This is a genomic window from Dokdonia sp. R78006 (assembly GCF_042466145.1).
Classification (GTDB): Bacteria; Bacteroidota; Bacteroidia; order Flavobacteriales; family Flavobacteriaceae; genus Dokdonia.
The window spans coordinates 3,224,230-3,239,650 of sequence record NZ_JAXHBU010000001.1 but is presented as its reverse complement, the minus strand read 5'-3'; the positions used below and the strand labels follow the sequence as shown (position 1 = coordinate 3,239,650).

The 15,421-nt window shown below is 35.9% G+C and carries 22 protein-coding genes; 12 read left to right on the top strand and 10 right to left on the bottom strand.

Annotation, left to right across the window (positions count from 1 at the left end; all coding sequences use genetic code 11):
* The first annotated feature begins 186 nt into the window (after positions 1 to 186).
* From SJY37_RS14405 to SJY37_RS14375, 7 genes are all read left to right on the top strand, one after another.
* Complete coding sequence (locus SJY37_RS14405; RefSeq protein ID WP_298327470.1) at positions 187 to 309, top strand: hypothetical protein; 123 nt, start codon at positions 187 to 189, stop codon at positions 307 to 309.
* A gap of 90 nt (positions 310 to 399) precedes the next feature.
* Positions 400 to 876 (top strand): PA2169 family four-helix-bundle protein, encoded by a 477-nt coding sequence (locus SJY37_RS14400; RefSeq protein WP_298327472.1) that lies wholly within the window; start codon positions 400 to 402, stop codon positions 874 to 876.
* Between the two features lie 64 nt (positions 877 to 940).
* Complete coding sequence (locus SJY37_RS14395) at positions 941 to 1,396, top strand: BLUF domain-containing protein (protein ID WP_298327475.1); 456 nt, start codon at positions 941 to 943, stop codon at positions 1,394 to 1,396.
* 172 nt (positions 1,397 to 1,568) lie between these two features.
* A complete protein-coding gene (locus SJY37_RS14390; protein WP_013751818.1) occupies positions 1,569 to 1,967 on the top strand; it encodes a VOC family protein in 399 nt (132 codons plus the stop codon).
* A gap of 65 nt (positions 1,968 to 2,032) precedes the next feature.
* Positions 2,033 to 2,557: a DUF421 domain-containing protein gene (locus SJY37_RS14385; protein WP_298327481.1), complete on the top strand. Its 525-nt coding sequence runs from the start codon at positions 2,033 to 2,035 to the stop codon at positions 2,555 to 2,557.
* A 108-nt stretch (positions 2,558 to 2,665) separates the two neighbouring features.
* Complete coding sequence (locus tag SJY37_RS14380) at positions 2,666 to 3,514, top strand: universal stress protein (protein ID WP_298327483.1); 849 nt, start codon at positions 2,666 to 2,668, stop codon at positions 3,512 to 3,514.
* Between the two features lie 11 nt (positions 3,515 to 3,525).
* On the top strand, positions 3,526 to 4,257 hold the full coding sequence (locus SJY37_RS14375) for a sulfite exporter TauE/SafE family protein (protein ID WP_298327486.1): 732 nt from the start codon (positions 3,526 to 3,528) through the stop codon (positions 4,255 to 4,257).
* Positions 4,258 to 4,370: 113 nt separating this feature from the next.
* Here SJY37_RS14375 and SJY37_RS14370 read toward each other — a convergent pair whose 3' ends face one another.
* From SJY37_RS14370 to SJY37_RS14360, 3 genes are read right to left on the bottom strand one after another with little or no spacing between them, the layout of a single operon-like run.
* Complete coding sequence (locus SJY37_RS14370; RefSeq protein ID WP_298327487.1) at positions 4,371 to 5,132, bottom strand: patatin-like phospholipase family protein; 762 nt, start codon at positions 5,130 to 5,132, stop codon at positions 4,371 to 4,373.
* Between the two features lie 59 nt (positions 5,133 to 5,191).
* A complete protein-coding gene (gene upp, locus SJY37_RS14365; protein WP_013751823.1) occupies positions 5,192 to 5,845 on the bottom strand; it encodes a uracil phosphoribosyltransferase in 654 nt (217 codons plus the stop codon).
* A 43-nt stretch (positions 5,846 to 5,888) separates the two neighbouring features.
* Positions 5,889 to 6,389: a GTP-binding protein gene (locus tag SJY37_RS14360; RefSeq protein WP_298327490.1), complete on the bottom strand. Its 501-nt coding sequence runs from the start codon at positions 6,387 to 6,389 to the stop codon at positions 5,889 to 5,891.
* 156 nt (positions 6,390 to 6,545) lie between these two features.
* Between SJY37_RS14360 and SJY37_RS14355 the strand changes: the two genes are divergently transcribed.
* The 3 genes from SJY37_RS14355 to SJY37_RS14345 all read left to right on the top strand — a co-directional run bounded on the left by SJY37_RS14355 (position 6,546) and on the right by SJY37_RS14345 (position 8,360).
* The gene (locus SJY37_RS14355; protein ID WP_298327492.1) at positions 6,546 to 7,115 is read left to right on the top strand and encodes a hypothetical protein; all 570 of its coding nucleotides are present in this window, start codon (positions 6,546 to 6,548) and stop codon (positions 7,113 to 7,115) included.
* Positions 7,116 to 7,213: 98 nt separating this feature from the next.
* A complete protein-coding gene (locus SJY37_RS14350) occupies positions 7,214 to 7,513 on the top strand; it encodes an HPF/RaiA family ribosome-associated protein (RefSeq protein ID WP_298327494.1) in 300 nt (99 codons plus the stop codon).
* Positions 7,514 to 7,523: 10 nt separating this feature from the next.
* Entirely contained in the window at positions 7,524 to 8,360 is an 837-nt protein-coding gene (locus tag SJY37_RS14345; RefSeq protein ID WP_298327496.1) for a universal stress protein, read from the top strand.
* A gap of 75 nt (positions 8,361 to 8,435) precedes the next feature.
* Here the strand turns inward: SJY37_RS14345 and SJY37_RS14340 are convergent, their stop codons facing one another.
* From SJY37_RS14340 to SJY37_RS14310, 7 genes are all read right to left on the bottom strand, one after another.
* On the bottom strand, positions 8,436 to 9,335 hold the full coding sequence (locus tag SJY37_RS14340; protein WP_298327498.1) for an RsiV family protein: 900 nt from the start codon (positions 9,333 to 9,335) through the stop codon (positions 8,436 to 8,438).
* A gap of 139 nt (positions 9,336 to 9,474) precedes the next feature.
* A complete protein-coding gene (locus tag SJY37_RS14335; protein WP_298327500.1) occupies positions 9,475 to 10,395 on the bottom strand; it encodes a mechanosensitive ion channel family protein in 921 nt (306 codons plus the stop codon).
* A 5-nt stretch (positions 10,396 to 10,400) separates the two neighbouring features.
* Complete coding sequence (locus tag SJY37_RS14330) at positions 10,401 to 10,865, bottom strand: DinB family protein (protein WP_298327501.1); 465 nt, start codon at positions 10,863 to 10,865, stop codon at positions 10,401 to 10,403.
* Complete coding sequence (locus tag SJY37_RS14325; protein WP_339849425.1) at positions 10,865 to 11,155, bottom strand: chaperone modulator CbpM; 291 nt, start codon at positions 11,153 to 11,155, stop codon at positions 10,865 to 10,867. The genes SJY37_RS14330 and SJY37_RS14325 overlap by 1 nt, the downstream gene beginning before the upstream one ends.
* Positions 11,156 to 11,157: 2 nt before the next feature.
* Positions 11,158 to 12,042: a J domain-containing protein gene (locus SJY37_RS14320; RefSeq protein WP_298327507.1), complete on the bottom strand. Its 885-nt coding sequence runs from the start codon at positions 12,040 to 12,042 to the stop codon at positions 11,158 to 11,160.
* A 15-nt stretch (positions 12,043 to 12,057) separates the two neighbouring features.
* Complete coding sequence (locus SJY37_RS14315; RefSeq protein WP_298327509.1) at positions 12,058 to 12,462, bottom strand: hypothetical protein; 405 nt, start codon at positions 12,460 to 12,462, stop codon at positions 12,058 to 12,060.
* A gap of 100 nt (positions 12,463 to 12,562) precedes the next feature.
* Positions 12,563 to 12,739 carry a hypothetical protein gene (locus SJY37_RS14310; RefSeq protein WP_298327512.1) on the bottom strand — a complete coding sequence of 59 codons (177 nt, stop codon included), beginning with the start codon at positions 12,737 to 12,739 and terminating at the stop codon, positions 12,563 to 12,565.
* 77 nt (positions 12,740 to 12,816) lie between these two features.
* Between SJY37_RS14310 and SJY37_RS14305 the strand changes: the two genes are divergently transcribed.
* Both SJY37_RS14305 and SJY37_RS14300 read left to right on the top strand, forming a co-directional pair.
* A complete protein-coding gene (locus SJY37_RS14305; RefSeq protein WP_298327516.1) occupies positions 12,817 to 14,322 on the top strand; it encodes a PAS domain-containing sensor histidine kinase in 1,506 nt (501 codons plus the stop codon).
* Between the two features lie 3 nt (positions 14,323 to 14,325).
* On the top strand, positions 14,326 to 15,372 hold the full coding sequence (locus SJY37_RS14300) for a response regulator (protein WP_298327519.1): 1,047 nt from the start codon (positions 14,326 to 14,328) through the stop codon (positions 15,370 to 15,372).
* Positions 15,373 to 15,421: the final 49 nt, after the last annotated feature.

The window sequence follows — 15,421 nt, the reverse complement described above, 5'->3', positions numbered from 1 at the left end:
TCTTGTGTGTAGGAGGTAAGAGCTGTTTTGGTTGATTTTTTGTCTGAAAATCGTATCATTTTCGGTTGTCATAATAATATCAGTTACGGCACTTTTCATTTTAAGAACGCTCTAACACATGGAGTTAAATAAGATTAAATGTCATTTTAAAACAAAGAGTCTCTCGTAATTTTATAAAAAAAAGAGATGGAAAGAGATAAAATAACGAAGACAGATATAAAGGATACCAACGAACGTCCTAACGGATTAGGATATGGTGGAAGAGATAAACCATCATCCAAAGATCTTAATAAGAACGAGGAAGAGTAGCACTTATAATATTGCTACGATGTACCGATAACGTACACATATTAACTAATCATGTGTTTCTTTTAAGAGACACTTTTAAAACTAACAATTATGAAACAGACAACAGCAGAAGCAGCAAGAGAACAATCTCACATAGATATCGTAAATAACTTACAAGGAATTCTAGAAAAGAATTACGATGCAGAGGAAGGATACAAAGAAGCAATGCTCAAGGCAGATAATAGTTACTTAAAAGACTACCTCAAAAACAAGGCAGCAACAAGAGCAACATTTGCCACAGAAATAAGCGACATTATTCTAAAGCTTAATGAAACTCCTAAAGCATCTGGAAGCACAAAAGGAAGTATCCATAGAACATGGATGAGTATTAAAGATGCTTTTAGCTCAAACTCAGATGAGGGAATCCTTGAAGAATGCATTCGTGGAGATAAAGCGAGTATAGAGGAGTACAACGAAGTGATGGAAAACCAAGCGTTTCCAGTTGAAATTACAAGCGTACTCACAAATCAATTACTACAGGTAAAAAAATCTGTAAATGATATAAAGAAGATAGAAGATTTATTCTAGACCCTATCAAGTAAGAAAAAAGCCACCTTCGGGTGGCTTTTTTTTTGCTACCTTATGAAGCAATATGATATTTGGCAAACTTTTTAAATGGATTGGGAGCTCCCCAAAGAGGTTCAAAACCGTTTGTTATATCAGTGAGCACCATTGTAATTTAACTCATTCAGAAGTAAGTATACTTCTAAAAAGATCTCAAATTTATAATATTGGACACGGTGTAAATGGTGTTCTTATAAGTGCATCAAATCGATTTTTTCAAATACTAGAAGGAGAGGAAAAGGAAATCAATGAGCTGTTTGAAAGAATTCAAGCAGATGACCGCCATACAAATATTTTAAAGCTGTTTAATACTACGATTGATCGTCCATTTTTCTCATCGTACAATAGTTCCTTTAGAGTAGGTCTAGGAAGTGATGAGATTAACGAGATAAATAAATACCTTTCGATTACCACAAACCATCCTTTTGAAGCAAATGTTGTAGGTATTCTCAATTCCATGGCACTCTCTGCAAGGCTAGCATGAAAGTATGAGTTGTAGGGATTATAATTTTAAACAGACATTTCTTTAATCTAACGTTAATAACTGCGGCTAGCCTTAACACTTCTCACCCTTCCCGTTAAAATATTCTTTAGGTTTTTGTAATGTGTATTGAGACATGGCTTTATGTTTTTAAATTTATATAAAACCAATTATTATGAAAGCACAAGCATATTTATCATTTGACGGAAATTGCCAAGAGGCATTAAATTTTTATAAAGGAATTCTAGGCGGAGAGGTTGTAAATCGCGAGACTTGGGAAGGAAAGGAAACAGATATTCCAGAGCATTACCGCAACAAGCTGCAACATGCAGAACTTAAAGGAAAAGGATTTCACTTTATGGCGTATGATGCAGCACCAGATACACCACTTACTTCAGGTAATAAGGTGTGTATGAGTCTAGATTATAGCGATACTGCAGAGGCTCAATCTGCATTTGAAGCGTTGAGCGCGCAAGGAAAAATTAATTCACCATTCCAAGAGACTAGTTGGAACGCACATTATGGACGTTGTACCGATCAATTTGGAGTAGAGTGGATGGTAAATGCCAAATAAATCCACAGAAAACACAAAGTAAAGCCCTCACAAGAGGGCTTTTTTAATCTTAAAAATAAAAATACATGGAAAACTGGATGACCGCATCAATGCCCATTTTAGGTAAAGTATTAATATCAATAATAGCCATATTTACAGTGATGATTATTATCACGAGAATTTCTGGTTTACGCACATTTGCAAAGATGTCAAGCTTTGACTTTGCATCAACCATTGCGGTAGGTTCTGTACTTGCATCCATTATTCTCAACCCAGACCAATCACTTCTTAAAGGAGGAATCGCACTAGCAGGTATTATTGCTTTTCAAACATTATTTGCCTTGCTAGTGAGGAAAAGTAAATTTTTTAAAAATCTTGCTACTAACGATCCGCTGTTGTTAATGAAGGACGGGAAGATTCTTTATAAAAACTTAGAAAAATCAAACGTAGGTGAGGGAGATTTGATTGCAAAACTAAGAGAAGCAAACGTGCTTGATTACAGTGAAGTAAGAGCCGTTGTACTAGAAAGCACAGGAGATATGTCTGTACTTCATGACGACGGAGATAACAAACTTAATGATCAACTTTTAGAAGGCGTGCGCATTCATTAATTGACTTATTTTTGATTTATACTTCAGATAGACATAAAAATAGGAGCTGATATAAGTCATAGTTTATTTTCATAGTTGTAGGTAGGTTTGAGAAAGACCACCACTATTATGAAAAATATCCTTTTACTTACAGACTTCACGTTAAAATCTGATAATGCTCATGCATATACTTTTGACTTTTTTAAAGGGCAAGAGTGCGAGTTTCACTTACTCAGTATTCAAAAAACGTGGGAGTACACCACAGATGATTTAATGGCCTCTAGTCCTAGAGGAAATATAGACAACGCATTACTTGGTGATAATAGAACCAAGGTGGATGCAATGGTTGGTCATTATAAAGAAACTTATAACAATAGTTCTTTCACTTTTCAAGGTCATGTGGATTATGATGTATTTACAGATGCCATAAGCCAGGCTGTTACTGCATATAATATTGATTTAGTAGTATGTGGTACAGATGGTAAAACCGGGATTGTTGAAAATATATTCAGCTCACATGCTCTTAGAATTATAAGAAAAGTGGAGTGTCCTGTACTCGTAATTCCAGAAAAGTATAGATTTATAACTCCTAAGAGAATACAGTATTTACTTGATTATGATGATACTTTTGAGATGTGTGGTAAGAAACCATTAATTGACATAACTCATAAATATGTATCTAGTATAGATGTTTTGAGACTCACCTTTGGCTTTCATATGGAAGATCATGAATTTGAATATGAGCATACAGAAATCCAGAAGTTATTTCCAAGCACAACCATAAGCTACGCTAGGCACATAGATGAAAATCCCGTAGCGGTAATAAGAGAATCTTTATTGAAAAGATCTTGCCAACTTCAAGTACTATCCGCCAAAAATCAAACTTTTTTAGAACGTATATTTTCATATTCGCATCTATCACAGATTGTTAACACTGTGACTACACCCTTGTTGATATTAAGAGATTGTAACTCTTAACCTTAGGTTGTATGCTCACTAGATACCTTCCCGTATTTTTATTACTAGCCTTACTGGCCGAAATTTTAGGAACCGTAGGTGGATTTGGGTCATCAGTATTTTTTGTGCCCATAGCAAATTTCTACTTTGATTTTCAATCGGTACTTGGCATCACGGCACTATTTCACTTGTCTAGTAACGTTACTAAGATCGCTTTTTTTAGAAAGGGCTTAGACAAGCGTCTCTTGCTTTATCTAGGTATTCCTGCCGTAATTTTTGTGACGATAGGAGCATTTGCAAGCAAGTATGTAGACCCTACATTTCTAGGACTTATACTGGGCATATTTCTCATTCTCTTGAGTCTTACTTTTTTGATATTTAAAAAACTAACCATAAAAGATTCTCCTAAAAATGCAATCACGGGAGGCATACTTTCTGGTTTGAGTGCAGGATTGCTAGGCACTGGTGGAGCCATACGAGGTATTACCATGGCAGCCTTCAAGATGGATAAGGCAACTTTTATTGCAACATCAGCGGTGATTGATCTTGGCGTAGACTTTAGTAGGACTGTCATTTATTTTTATAACGGATACATACATACGCATGATCTTTACCTAGCTCCATTATTGCTCGTAGTAGCAGTAATTGGCACGTGGATAGGTAAGAAAATTTTAAACCATTTTTCTCAAGAGCAATTTAGAACTTTTGTACTTGTATTGATTTTACTCGTTGGTATCGCCAGTATTGCGTCAGATTATATTTGAACGAGTTCAGCTATCTAGAGTTATGAGCTCTCTGTTGTAAATGCTATGATTGATGTAAAAGGTTGTTACGCTTTCGCGAAAGCGTTATTATCACCATACAAAGTCTTGAAAACCTACTTAAAAAGATCAGAATTTTCAAGTTGCTTACAAGCCTCTTCATAACCAATCTCAAAAATCGCAGGAATACTTCGCATACTGAAAGTACCAAATTTGGCTAACTTCTCTGGGCATATTAATAAATCACAGTCTTTGAACTTGTTGAGTCCTTTTTGATGTAAGTTGATTTCATAAGCTCTATTGAGTACTTGATATGAGTATTTTAAATCTCCTATTTCAATAGCACTCAGCGGATTTACATAACTACCGATAATAAGGTCACACTTGGGTACAAGTGGTTCTATAGGAAAGTCATCTATGACACCGCCGTCAAAATAATGAACACCGTCAATCTCTATGGGAGTAAAAATCCCAGGAAAAGAAGCAGATGCGATAACTGGATTAATTAAAGGACCAGCGTCAAAGGTGCGCAGTTGGCCAGTAATCACCGTAGTCGCTGTAATGGATAATGGAAGTTGTAGCGACTCAAAACTATCTTCTGAGAAATATGCCGATAGATCTTTGTGAAATAACAAGGAATCTAAGAAGCCAGGTTTCCTTCGAGCAAATCTTTTTATGGAGAAAACAGGCGTTGTTTTAAAAAAATCATAAATCGCTTCCCAGTCGTGACCAGCAGCATATAGCGCTCCTACAATAGCGCCAGCACTAGTGCCAGAAATATGCGTAGGTTTAATATTATGTTCTGATAATGCTTTGAGTACGCCCAGATGAGCAACACCTTTAATTCCGCCTCCAGAAAAAGAAAGACCTATATTCATGATTGATTTATTATAATGCTAAGATAGCAAACCGTGTAACGGAATATCTTAAGATTTACTTACAACTTCACACCATAACTCAAATCTCCAGCATCACCTAGACCTGGAATAATATATCCTTTTGAACTAAGCTTATGATCAATAGCCGAAATCCACAAATGTGTGCTCTCTGGAAATTCCTTTTGCACATAATCAACTCCTTCTTGAGAACCAATTACTGAGATAATGTGTATTTGTGCTGGTGTGCCATGAGGTTTTAATGCATCAAGCACATTTTTAAGCGTTTTACCCGTTGCAAGCATAGGATCCGTAAGGATTAACGTCTTACCCTCAAGTGATGGAGCCGCTAGATATTTTACAATAACCTCAAATTCATCATCATCATTAGGGTGATTTCTATAGGCAGATATAAATGCATTTTCTGCTCCGTCAAAATAATTGAGGAGTCCTTGATGTAATGGTAATCCCGCACGTAATATAGAGCACAACACAATGTCTTGTTGTGGTAAACTCATTTCCTTTTCACCTAAAGGAGTTTGTACCTTTTTAGTATCAAACTCTAATGATTTACTCATTTCATAAGCTAGAATTTCTCCTACACGTTCAATATTTTTTCTAAAACGCATTGCATCTTTCTGAATATCATGGTCTCTCAACTCATAAATAAACTGGTTAAGGATAGAATGATCTTTAGAGTAATCGTGTATGTGCATATCAAGAATTTTTAATGAGATATAAATATATAGAAAGGCAGACTTATAAGACCTTTTTTAACACGGAGTACATAAAGGATTGTAGTCGGTACATTTCTGTTCTACCTGTTTTTTTTCCTATTCTACCCGCAATATAAAGACCAATCCAAATAAGAAAAAGCAGTATCATCCCTAATAATGGAAATATGTAAGATAGTGTCAAAGTAATGTTAGTGTATAACCATACTGCACTTGCCATAAATAGAATAAAAACTACAAAATGAAAAAACATAAATAGTGTCCATACCGTTGGGCTAGGTCCATAAAGTCCCTTTATTACTGTAGGTTGTGAATCAATTTTATAGATTTCAAGATGTAGTTGAGGAGACCAGAAATGCTGCTCATTCTTAGGTATGCTTATAAATATATGATCATCTGCTCGATGTACTATAAAGTCTTTTGAGACTGCCCCTACATCTTCATAAGCTCGTAGAATCGTTTCTGGAAGCACAGTATACTCAAGCGTAAAACGCGGTCTTAATACAATATCATTCGGAAGTTCCATAGGTTAGATGTTTCTAGTAATTAATATCATACTAGTAGGGCGATGTATATTATAAATATAGTTCTGTTCTATGGTATGTAATATGACTATTGTCATAGTATTCCCTATACGTAGCCAATAGCTTTGAGTAGTTATACCTCTTAATAATTACGACATATGAAACATCTTTTCCAACTTCTTTTATTAGGTCTTACCATGTCCAGTTACGCTCAAGTATGGAGTGTAGAGTTACGACCTACTTTACATATTCCTACTCGGGAAGTAGCAAATCAAAAGTTGCGCATAGGTAATGGACTAGAGTTGACAGGAGTTTTATCTATAGGTAAGCACACAGATGTATACGGAGGTCTTATCTGGAATCGCTTTGACACGGATGAAGGTTTTGAAGAGTCTGATATAGAATTTATACAAAAAGGTTTTCTCTTTGGAGGGATGGTGTCATTCTCTATACTTGAATCCCAGAAAAATCCTTTTTATGTACGAGCTGGCTTAACCCTAATGACCGTAGACACAGAGCGTACAGAAGGAAATTTTATTATTAAAACAGATCCCGCAATTGGTACTCATCTAGGGCTAGGGATGAAAATTATAAGCTTAGGGAACTGGCATATGCTTCCAGAGGTACGCTACGAAAACTCTTCACACAGATATCATGAAGCAGGTGAATATCGCCATATCTCCTTTGGTAATATTTCAATTACCGCAGCATTGAGAAGGAGCTTTTAATAGGATTAATGATGATAAAAAGTAAGTATACAGCAGCTGATAATTATCATAGTATACACTGCTCTTTCTTTCTAGATTTACTGTAAACACTACATATTATGATAATTACATTTCAATACGTAAAAATTCAAGAGAGTGATACATTAAGTGCTGCTACGATAGAGCATCTCAATAAACTCAATAAAAAGTATCCAGAACTTATAAGAGCTCAGGTTTACTTTAAGGTGGAGAATACTTCTGCAGCTGCCCATCAAATATGTGAGATAGAAATAAGTGCTCCTGGGCCTAGACTATTTGCCACTACAACTGCTGTACACTTTGAAACAGCAATGAAGGAAACCATCTCAGACCTCGATAAACAACTGAGTAAACGCAAAGGAATATTAAATACACACTAAACCAATTGTTATGAAAAAGATATTAGTACCTGTAGACTTTTCGACACATTCAGAATATGCACTTGAGACTGCTTCCGCTTTCGCGAAAGCGCACAATGCAGAGATTATATTGCTCCACATGTTAGGCTTATCAGATAGTCTTCTTCCTAAGGATGAAAGCGAAGGAGTAAACCAAGCTGTCTTCCATATGAAACTTGCCGAAAAGCAATTTAAAGAGTTTAGAGACAAACCTTATATGAAAGGTATCACAGTGACCGAAGAAGTTCAAAATCATACAGTTTTTCAAGAAATCAACGAGCTGGCATCTCAGCAGGAAGTAGATTTAATAGTCATGGGGTCGCATGGGGTTAAAGGACTCAGAGAAGAGTTTGTAGGGTCAAATACTGAGAAAGTGGTGCGTAGCTCCACAATTCCCGTGCTAGTAGTTAAAGAAAAAATGAGCTCTTTTATACCTAAGAATGTTGTTTTTGCTTGTGACTTTAAATTAGAAAATATCAAAGCATATAGAGACGCAATTCCACTATTTGAAGAAATGGAGGCTCGTATCCATCTTGTATATGTGAATCTCCCTACAGATCGCTTTAAAAGCTCAAAGGAGATAGAAGAAACCATGGCAGCCTTTATGCGTGCTGCAGAGTTTGGGACAGAATTACATCAAGAAGATCTTGTGATTGTAAACGGTTACACCATAGAAAGCGGACTTTATGAATATGCAGAAAAGGTAGGTGCAGATGCACTTGCAATGCCTACTCATGGTCGTAAAGGGCTAGCACATTTCTTTGCAGGTAGCGTGGCAGAGAATATAGCAAATCACTCAACACTACCTGTGTTTACTTTTAAAATGTAATACACAACTTCCAATAAAAAAGGGGTGAGTTTCTCAAGAAACTCACCCCTTTTTTATGCTTGACTTTTAGATGAATTATCTTGAAGCTAGCAACAAAGGTTGTTGATAGCGCTCTATAAGATGCATAATTTCTATGAGCGGTATAACAACGCTATACTGGCCGGTGTATGAAGGGCAAATGATACAGTCATCAAAGTAAAACTCAATAGCGTTATCGTTAATTACAAAGTTATTTTTAAAGGCTTTAAAGTCGGTATCAGATATTTCCCAGCAGTCATAAAACATTTCGCCAGAGTGAATTTGCTCGTAAATGGTTTGATTAATTAAATCAAATACTTTCTTCTCTGCTCCAGCGATAAAAAAGTCGTCAAAATAGATAAACTCCTCCTTATCTACATTGTAATTAAGACAGTCAAACATGTAAGTAGAGTGCAACATTCCTGAGTAATAATTTTCTTTATAGAGCAGTATACTTACAAGATTTTTCTCATTTGCGTGAAGTTTAAAATCTATAATACGTTTATCTCTAAAACGCTTAATACTCAAAGTGTCGCATAGTAGTTCTTTATCCTCAAGAATCTCATTTACAGTGCGCTCTACATTTAAGTAGCTCTCTGCCATATATTCATTAAACGCCTTGTATTTAGGATTTACAGTCTCGTTAAGATAAGGATAGGTGTAATCTAGAAGATAATCGTCTGCCTCTTTATATAGATTTTTTGACTCTACAACGGCTTTTAAAATTGTGCGATCATCTGGTATTTTGATCAACGCTTCTTTTTTTGAAAGCTGACTTTTTGCTTGAATTTCCATGATGTCCTTATCTGTGAGGTACAGAGAATCTGCAGAGTCTGGATCGAGTAAACCAGCTTCCTTCTGAGGTTCGGTATTTAATGGTGTTTTCTGCAGTTTATCTGTAGGTTCTTTGCAGCTAGCTAGTAATAATATTGTGATTAGAGTTAGATAGGTTTTCATAATAATGTTTTTAAGTGTCGTAAATGTAATTTTGAGATTGATGGATTACTATGATATCCGTCAGCTTAGATGTGTTACAACAAGAAGAAGTAAATATTTTTTTAATTCGCTTTCGCGAAAGCGTACCTTAAAAATCCACCTACTTTGTGGTAGTTGTAGTCATGTTAATGGTGGTAGGAGGCATTTTAATAACCTCAAGAGTGGTAGAGGCGATAACCACTTGGTCATTGGTTTTAAGAATCGCTTCTTGAATGCGAGACTGGAGAAGATCTTTTGTGATCCTACGCTTTTTGTAGTCTACTATATATCTCAAATTAAATTGCACCCAATTATCTGTGAGCGTGATGGCAAGGGTAGGAGCAACAAGGGCATCTTCTATGTAGTACTTTGCAACAACTTGCTGCCAGTGATCGCGCGCAAAATTTACATAGTCTGTAAGTACCTCTTGTGCAACCTTTGTAATAATCTCTTTTGTGAGTCCCATATCTGAACTATGATGAATGGGGAGATTAAATTCATCCCAGATAAAAGGAAAATCTTGGGAGTAATTATAAATAGGTCCTTTAAAAACAAAGGCATTACTCAGTTTTACAATTCGGCCGCTATAATTATCTGAGCTTACCCATTCTCCTATTTCCATCATGGTGGTGTAAATACTATCTATATCGATCACATCTCCTTTAATACCATTAATTTCTATGCGGTCTCCAGGCGCATACACTTTTACTAGAAAAATGTACAAGGAGCCAGCAATACTGAGGATAAGTTCTTGTAAAGTAAATGCTATTCCCGCAGAAAATAACCCAATGGCGAGCGTAAAGTCTTCTATATTTCCAGTAAAATAGGAAACTGATAATAAGGCGATAAAGACGTAACCCACAATCTCAATCGCTTTTTGAGATTTGTAACGAGTGTTTGTATTGGGTAATCTTTTCTTAAGAAACTTACGTACTAGTTGTACGATTATAACAATAAAAAGCACCCATAAAACATAGCGTATTACATCAATACCTGCGGGATGCTCCGTAATCCAGTTTCTTATGTATTCTAGTTGATCCAAGATAATTAATTTTTTGCCTCCCCATATTTGAGAATAATCCCGATTTGTCCTGCGTGATATGCAGTATGTGATGTGATACGACCTAGGGCTTGTGCTTTTGTTTTTGCGCCAAATTCTGTAGTCTCAATAACTGTCTCCCAGTCTGCATCTACTTGCTTTTCTATAATTGCCTTTAAAACAGATTTTGATCTGTTTAAGATGTCTTTAAGCGCGTTGAGATTTACCCACTCACCAGTATCATGCTTTGCGATAACCGTTTTTGCAATGATTTTTGTGTCTTTTGCTCCAAAAACATTTTTGGCAAATAATAATTCCACCTCTGCAATATGTCTTAGTAAGAAACCTAAACTATTAGGAGATGGAGATAGTTTTTTTTGTAAATCTTCTTCTGTAATTAAATGGAGTTTATCCTCTAGTCGTGTATGAGCTTCTTCCCATAATGCTAGTAATGATGAAGTTTGTGTAGCCATTATTGAAATCTTTTAAGTTGGTTTTCTAGCTCGCTCAGATGGTGTTGCATTTTTTCAAGACGTTCTAATAGATGAAAAATAGTTTCAATACCGGGTAGGTTAATGTCGAGCTCTTGATTAAAAACAAGAATGCGTTCAAGTTTTTGAACTTCTGTTTCTGGTATAAAGAGCGTATTCTCTTTAGTCACTACAGTAACAAGTCCAAAGTTGTTTAAATCTTCTATAAATGTTAGTGCAATCTCATGACTTGTACAGAAGTTTTCGGCGGGTATTAAGATGTGTTTTTCCATAATTAATCAAGTGCTGCAAGTTGTTCATAAAGCTCTTTTTGTGCTGGAGTAAGAGTAGTAGGTATGGTGATTTGATAAGTCACAAACAAGTTTCCGAAGGTGTCATCCTTTTTATAAGCGGGAAATCCTTTTCCGCTAAGTTTTATTTTGGTGCCATTTTGAGTACCAGGTTTTACCTTGAGCTTTACGGTACTGTCTAAAGTTTTTATCTGAATATCTCCACCTAGTACAGCAGTAGTGAGCGGGATGTTATGTGTAATAAATAAATCTGCTTTTTCGCGATGAAAAGAAGTGTTATTTGTAATTGCAAAAGTGATATACAAATCCCCTTTAGGACCGTTATTAGGACTTTTACCACCATGATTCTTGATCTTAATGGTTTGACCATGTTCTACACCGGCAGGTATGGTAATTCTTATGTTTTTGCCATTTACAGTGAGGGTACGCTTTGTGGTTTTAAACACATCCATTAAGTTGAGATGCAACTCTGCTTGCACATCTTGCCCACGATAAGTGGCTCGCTGTTGCTGTCTTCCAGCACCTCCAAACATATTTTCAAAAAAGTCTGAAAAGTCCTCTTCACCACCTCCAGAATATCTTTGATATTGCTGTCGTGATTGCTGGCTATTACGTTGCTTACTAGCTTTTTCATAAGCCTCTGCATCTTTCCAGTTTTCACCGTATTGATCGTATTTTTTACGATTTTCAGGATGGCTTAAGACTTCATTTGCCTCGTTTATTTCCTTAAACTTATGTTCTGCCTCTTTATCATTAGGATTGAGGTCAGGATGGTACTTGCGTGCGAGTTTACGATATGCTTTTTTGATATCTGCTTCGCTTGCACTTTTGGTAATACCCAGTATCTTATAGTAATCTATAAATTGCATCTTTAAGAAAATATATTAATGTGAGAGCGCTATTTCTAATTTGCCTAGCATGACAAGTTCAGATTTATTAACGCCGGAAAATGCTCGCGCAATTGTCCATGCTGTTTGTAGAATGATGTTCTTAACTTCTAGTGTAAAAAACTGTGGCTGTTTATTTCTATAGGTAATAAATGCATCATACATATCTTGAGGATCTTCATTAAAAGCTTCTACACCTTCAAAAACAATCTCTATGAGATAGGCAGCATCAGAGCCAAAGGCATCCTCCAGATCATCAAGATCTAGCCAGTAATCATGAATACACGATTGGAGCCTAGAAAACTCCTCATCTTTTACAACATTATCTGCTGCGGCAACAGCATAAAAGAGTTTTCCTAGCTGGTGATAAAATGTGTTGTCTTTTTTGTTAGTAAGAGCCATAAGGATAGTATTTACACCTGCAAATTAAGTCCTTGAAACGGTGTAGTCTATGATATTTATCATAGGCATATCTTGCTTTTATTCTCAAGTTTATAGGGTATTAAAAGTTATACCCACGAGCACTAGACAGCACATCACCAAGACAAGAAATTACTCTCTTTATGTAATAGTATAAGTACGCTTTCGCGAAAGCGTAAAAAATTATAATTATGCTCTGTAAATAGTTATAGTAATTTGCCTTTAAAATGAGGTGTGCAAGTTTCTTAATAAGTCGCAAATCAGATTTTGTTTTTGGTGTGTATTAATTTCTAGTTTCATTACTTCATACTCTATTATTCTTGTACTTTTAGGGGTATGGAATTTTTTGAAGAAAGTATTGAAGAAGCTTTTATGATTCTCTTTGAAGGAGCGTCAGAAGGGATTGTAGTTGTAAATGCAGACCAGATGATTGTAGCAACAAATCAATCTGCTCGCGACATTTTCGGCTATGAAAAGAAGGAGCTAGAAGGCAGGTCGCTAGAAACCTTAATCCCTATGCGTTTTCATAAGAAGCACGTGGGGCACTTTGATAAGTTTATGCATCATAGTGATAAACGTGAGATGGGCAAGGGGCGTGATCTTTATGGGTTATGCAAAGATGGAAGTCAAGTACCTGTAGAAGCCGGACTTAATCCTTTTGTTCTTCACAAAAAGAAGTATGTAATGGCACTGGTAACAGATATTACCGTGCGTAAAAACGCAGAAAAGGAACTTAGACAATGGGCAAACATTTTTAATGAGTCGCTCAATGAGATTTTTATTTTTGATGCAACAAGTCTAAAGTTTATCAATGCAAATCTAGGAGCGCAAGAAAATATAGGATACACACTTGATGAGCTCATCTCAATGACTCCTGTTGATATAAAGCCAGAGTTTACACAAACTCAGTTTCGTGATTATATCGCTCCATTACTCAATGGAGTAGAGAAGAAGTTAATTTTTAAAACCACGCACGAGCGCAAGGACGGTAGTCATTACCCAGTAGAGATACACTTACAACCTTCAAATGCTGACGATACTAATACGCTTGTTGCCATTATTCTTGATATTACAGAGCGTGTAAATTATACAGATAGACTTGAGAAGACTGTAGAGGAACGCACACATCAGCTAGAAGAAGCCTTGCAAACAGAAATAGAACTCAACGAACTAAAAACAAAGTTTTTGTCTCTTGTTTCTCATGAGTTTAAAACACCATTGAGTGGTATTTTAACTTCGGCGACACTCGCAGGGAAGTATACAACAGAAGAGCAACAAGATAAAAGAGTAAAGCACCTTACCACGATACAGAACAAGGTTAAGTATCTCAATACTATTATAGATGATTTTTTATCTATCGAGAGGTTAGAAACTGGAAAAACTAATTATGCATACACGACGTTCCCACTTAGCAAAGTGCTTAACGAGGTAATTTATGATGCAAACATGCACCTTAAAGATGGTCAGCATATTAAGTATCCTACAGATGCAGATGAGTTTATTATTAATTTTGATGAGAAAATTATGGAGCTCGTGTTGAGCAATTTAATTTATAACGCCATCAAATATTCATCTGAAGGCACGATAGTAGATATCCAACTCAAAAAGAATGAGCAAGGACTCGAGATTAAGATCATTGATCAAGGAATAGGGATACCAGAACACGAGCAAAAATTTATTTTTAATCGATATTTTAGAGCAGAAAATGCATTGTTAAATGCAGGAACAGGGATAGGGCTTAACATTGTCAAGACGCACTTAGAAAACCTTGGAGCTTCTATTACTTTTGAAAGTAAACATAATGAAGGTTCTACATTTACAGTTACAATACCAATCACATAGATTATGAAAAAAGTACTTTTAATAGAGGATGATATGGCGCTGCGTGAGAATACAGCAGAACTTCTAGAGCTTTCTAATTATGAGGTTACGACGGCTCCTAATGGTCGCATAGGTATTGACCTAGCTATAGCAAACCCACCACAAATAGTAGTTTGCGATATCATGATGCCTGAGGTAGACGGTTATGGAGTACTAGAAGCACTATCTAGTAACCCTAGCACAAGTCATATTCCATTTATTTTTCTTTCGGCTAAGACAGAGCACAAGGAAATTAGAAAAGGAATGGATATGGGAGCAGATGATTATCTTACAAAACCTTTTGAAGAAGAAGAACTTATAAGTGCCATAGAAAGTAGAATTGCAAAGGCAACGATACTTAATAACATATTAAAAGAAGAACCAGTAGCAAAGGAGGAGGACTCACTGCGTAGTCTCAATGAGCTTAAAAACTTTTTTGATGACGAGGGTGGAGAGTTAAGCTTTAATAAAGGCGCATTAATCTATAAGGAAGGAGAACATTCTAACATGATTTACCTCATCCTCAAAGGTGTGGTAAAAACACATAAGATGGATGAAAGTGGAAAGGAACTTATCACCGGACTTTTAAAAGCAGATGATTTTCTTGGTTTTACCTCATTTATTGAAAATATAGCTTACCTCGAGTCTGCTACGGCTATAGAAGATACCGTTGTTGTAGGAGTGAGTAAAAACGAACTAAAAGAAGTGCTTGAGAAAAGTAAGAATGTATCCTTAGAGTTAATGGAACTTCTCACAGATAACCTTGCAGAGATTAAAGGACAATTATTACAAATGGCATACAGCTCTGTGCGCAAAAAGACAGCGCAAACTATTTTACAGTTTGCTGTAATTCTTAATAAAAAGCCAGAAGAAGGAATTAAAATTGCACGTAATGATCTAGCAAGTGTGGCAGGTATCGCTACAGAAAGTTTAATAAGAACACTATCTGGTTTTAAAAAAGAAGGTCTTATTGAAATAGAAGGACGCAACATCAGGTTGATTGATGTGGAAGGACTTGAGATGATAGACTAAATCGTGTAAACTGACTTTTGTCATATTTTATGGCTCAACAGTAAAATAC

What these genes read in the sequence shown, in the direction of transcription:
- SJY37_RS14370 (WP_298327487.1), bottom strand. Translation starts at nt 5,132, where the DNA reads ATGAATATAGGTCTTTCTTTTTCTGGAGGCGGAATTAAAGGTGTTGCT.
- SJY37_RS14400 (WP_298327472.1), top strand. Translation starts at nt 400, where the DNA reads ATGAAACAGACAACAGCAGAAGCAGCAAGAGAACAATCTCACATAGAT.
- SJY37_RS14405 (WP_298327470.1), top strand. Translation starts at nt 187, where the DNA reads ATGGAAAGAGATAAAATAACGAAGACAGATATAAAGGATACCAACGAA.
- SJY37_RS14380 (WP_298327483.1), top strand. Translation starts at nt 2,666, where the DNA reads ATGAAAAATATCCTTTTACTTACAGACTTCACGTTAAAATCTGATAAT.
- SJY37_RS14300 (WP_298327519.1), top strand. Translation starts at nt 14,326, where the DNA reads ATGAAAAAAGTACTTTTAATAGAGGATGATATGGCGCTGCGTGAGAAT.
- SJY37_RS14390 (WP_013751818.1), top strand. Translation starts at nt 1,569, where the DNA reads ATGAAAGCACAAGCATATTTATCATTTGACGGAAATTGCCAAGAGGCA.
- SJY37_RS14385 (WP_298327481.1), top strand. Translation starts at nt 2,033, where the DNA reads ATGGAAAACTGGATGACCGCATCAATGCCCATTTTAGGTAAAGTATTA.
- SJY37_RS14360 (WP_298327490.1), bottom strand. Translation starts at nt 6,389, where the DNA reads ATGGAACTTCCGAATGATATTGTATTAAGACCGCGTTTTACGCTTGAG.
- SJY37_RS14395 (WP_298327475.1), top strand. Translation starts at nt 941, where the DNA reads ATGATATTTGGCAAACTTTTTAAATGGATTGGGAGCTCCCCAAAGAGG.
- SJY37_RS14355 (WP_298327492.1), top strand. Translation starts at nt 6,546, where the DNA reads ATGAAACATCTTTTCCAACTTCTTTTATTAGGTCTTACCATGTCCAGT.
- SJY37_RS14305 (WP_298327516.1), top strand. Translation starts at nt 12,817, where the DNA reads ATGGAATTTTTTGAAGAAAGTATTGAAGAAGCTTTTATGATTCTCTTT.
- SJY37_RS14320 (WP_298327507.1), bottom strand. Translation starts at nt 12,042, where the DNA reads ATGCAATTTATAGATTACTATAAGATACTGGGTATTACCAAAAGTGCA.
- SJY37_RS14345 (WP_298327496.1), top strand. Translation starts at nt 7,524, where the DNA reads ATGAAAAAGATATTAGTACCTGTAGACTTTTCGACACATTCAGAATAT.
- SJY37_RS14340 (WP_298327498.1), bottom strand. Translation starts at nt 9,335, where the DNA reads ATGAAAACCTATCTAACTCTAATCACAATATTATTACTAGCTAGCTGC.
- SJY37_RS14325 (WP_339849425.1), bottom strand. Translation starts at nt 11,155, where the DNA reads ATGGAAAAACACATCTTAATACCCGCCGAAAACTTCTGTACAAGTCAT.
- upp (WP_013751823.1), bottom strand. Translation starts at nt 5,845, where the DNA reads ATGCACATACACGATTACTCTAAAGATCATTCTATCCTTAACCAGTTT.
- SJY37_RS14350 (WP_298327494.1), top strand. Translation starts at nt 7,214, where the DNA reads ATGATAATTACATTTCAATACGTAAAAATTCAAGAGAGTGATACATTA.
- SJY37_RS14315 (WP_298327509.1), bottom strand. Translation starts at nt 12,462, where the DNA reads ATGGCTCTTACTAACAAAAAAGACAACACATTTTATCACCAGCTAGGA.
- SJY37_RS14375 (WP_298327486.1), top strand. Translation starts at nt 3,526, where the DNA reads ATGCTCACTAGATACCTTCCCGTATTTTTATTACTAGCCTTACTGGCC.
- SJY37_RS14330 (WP_298327501.1), bottom strand. Translation starts at nt 10,865, where the DNA reads ATGGCTACACAAACTTCATCATTACTAGCATTATGGGAAGAAGCTCAT.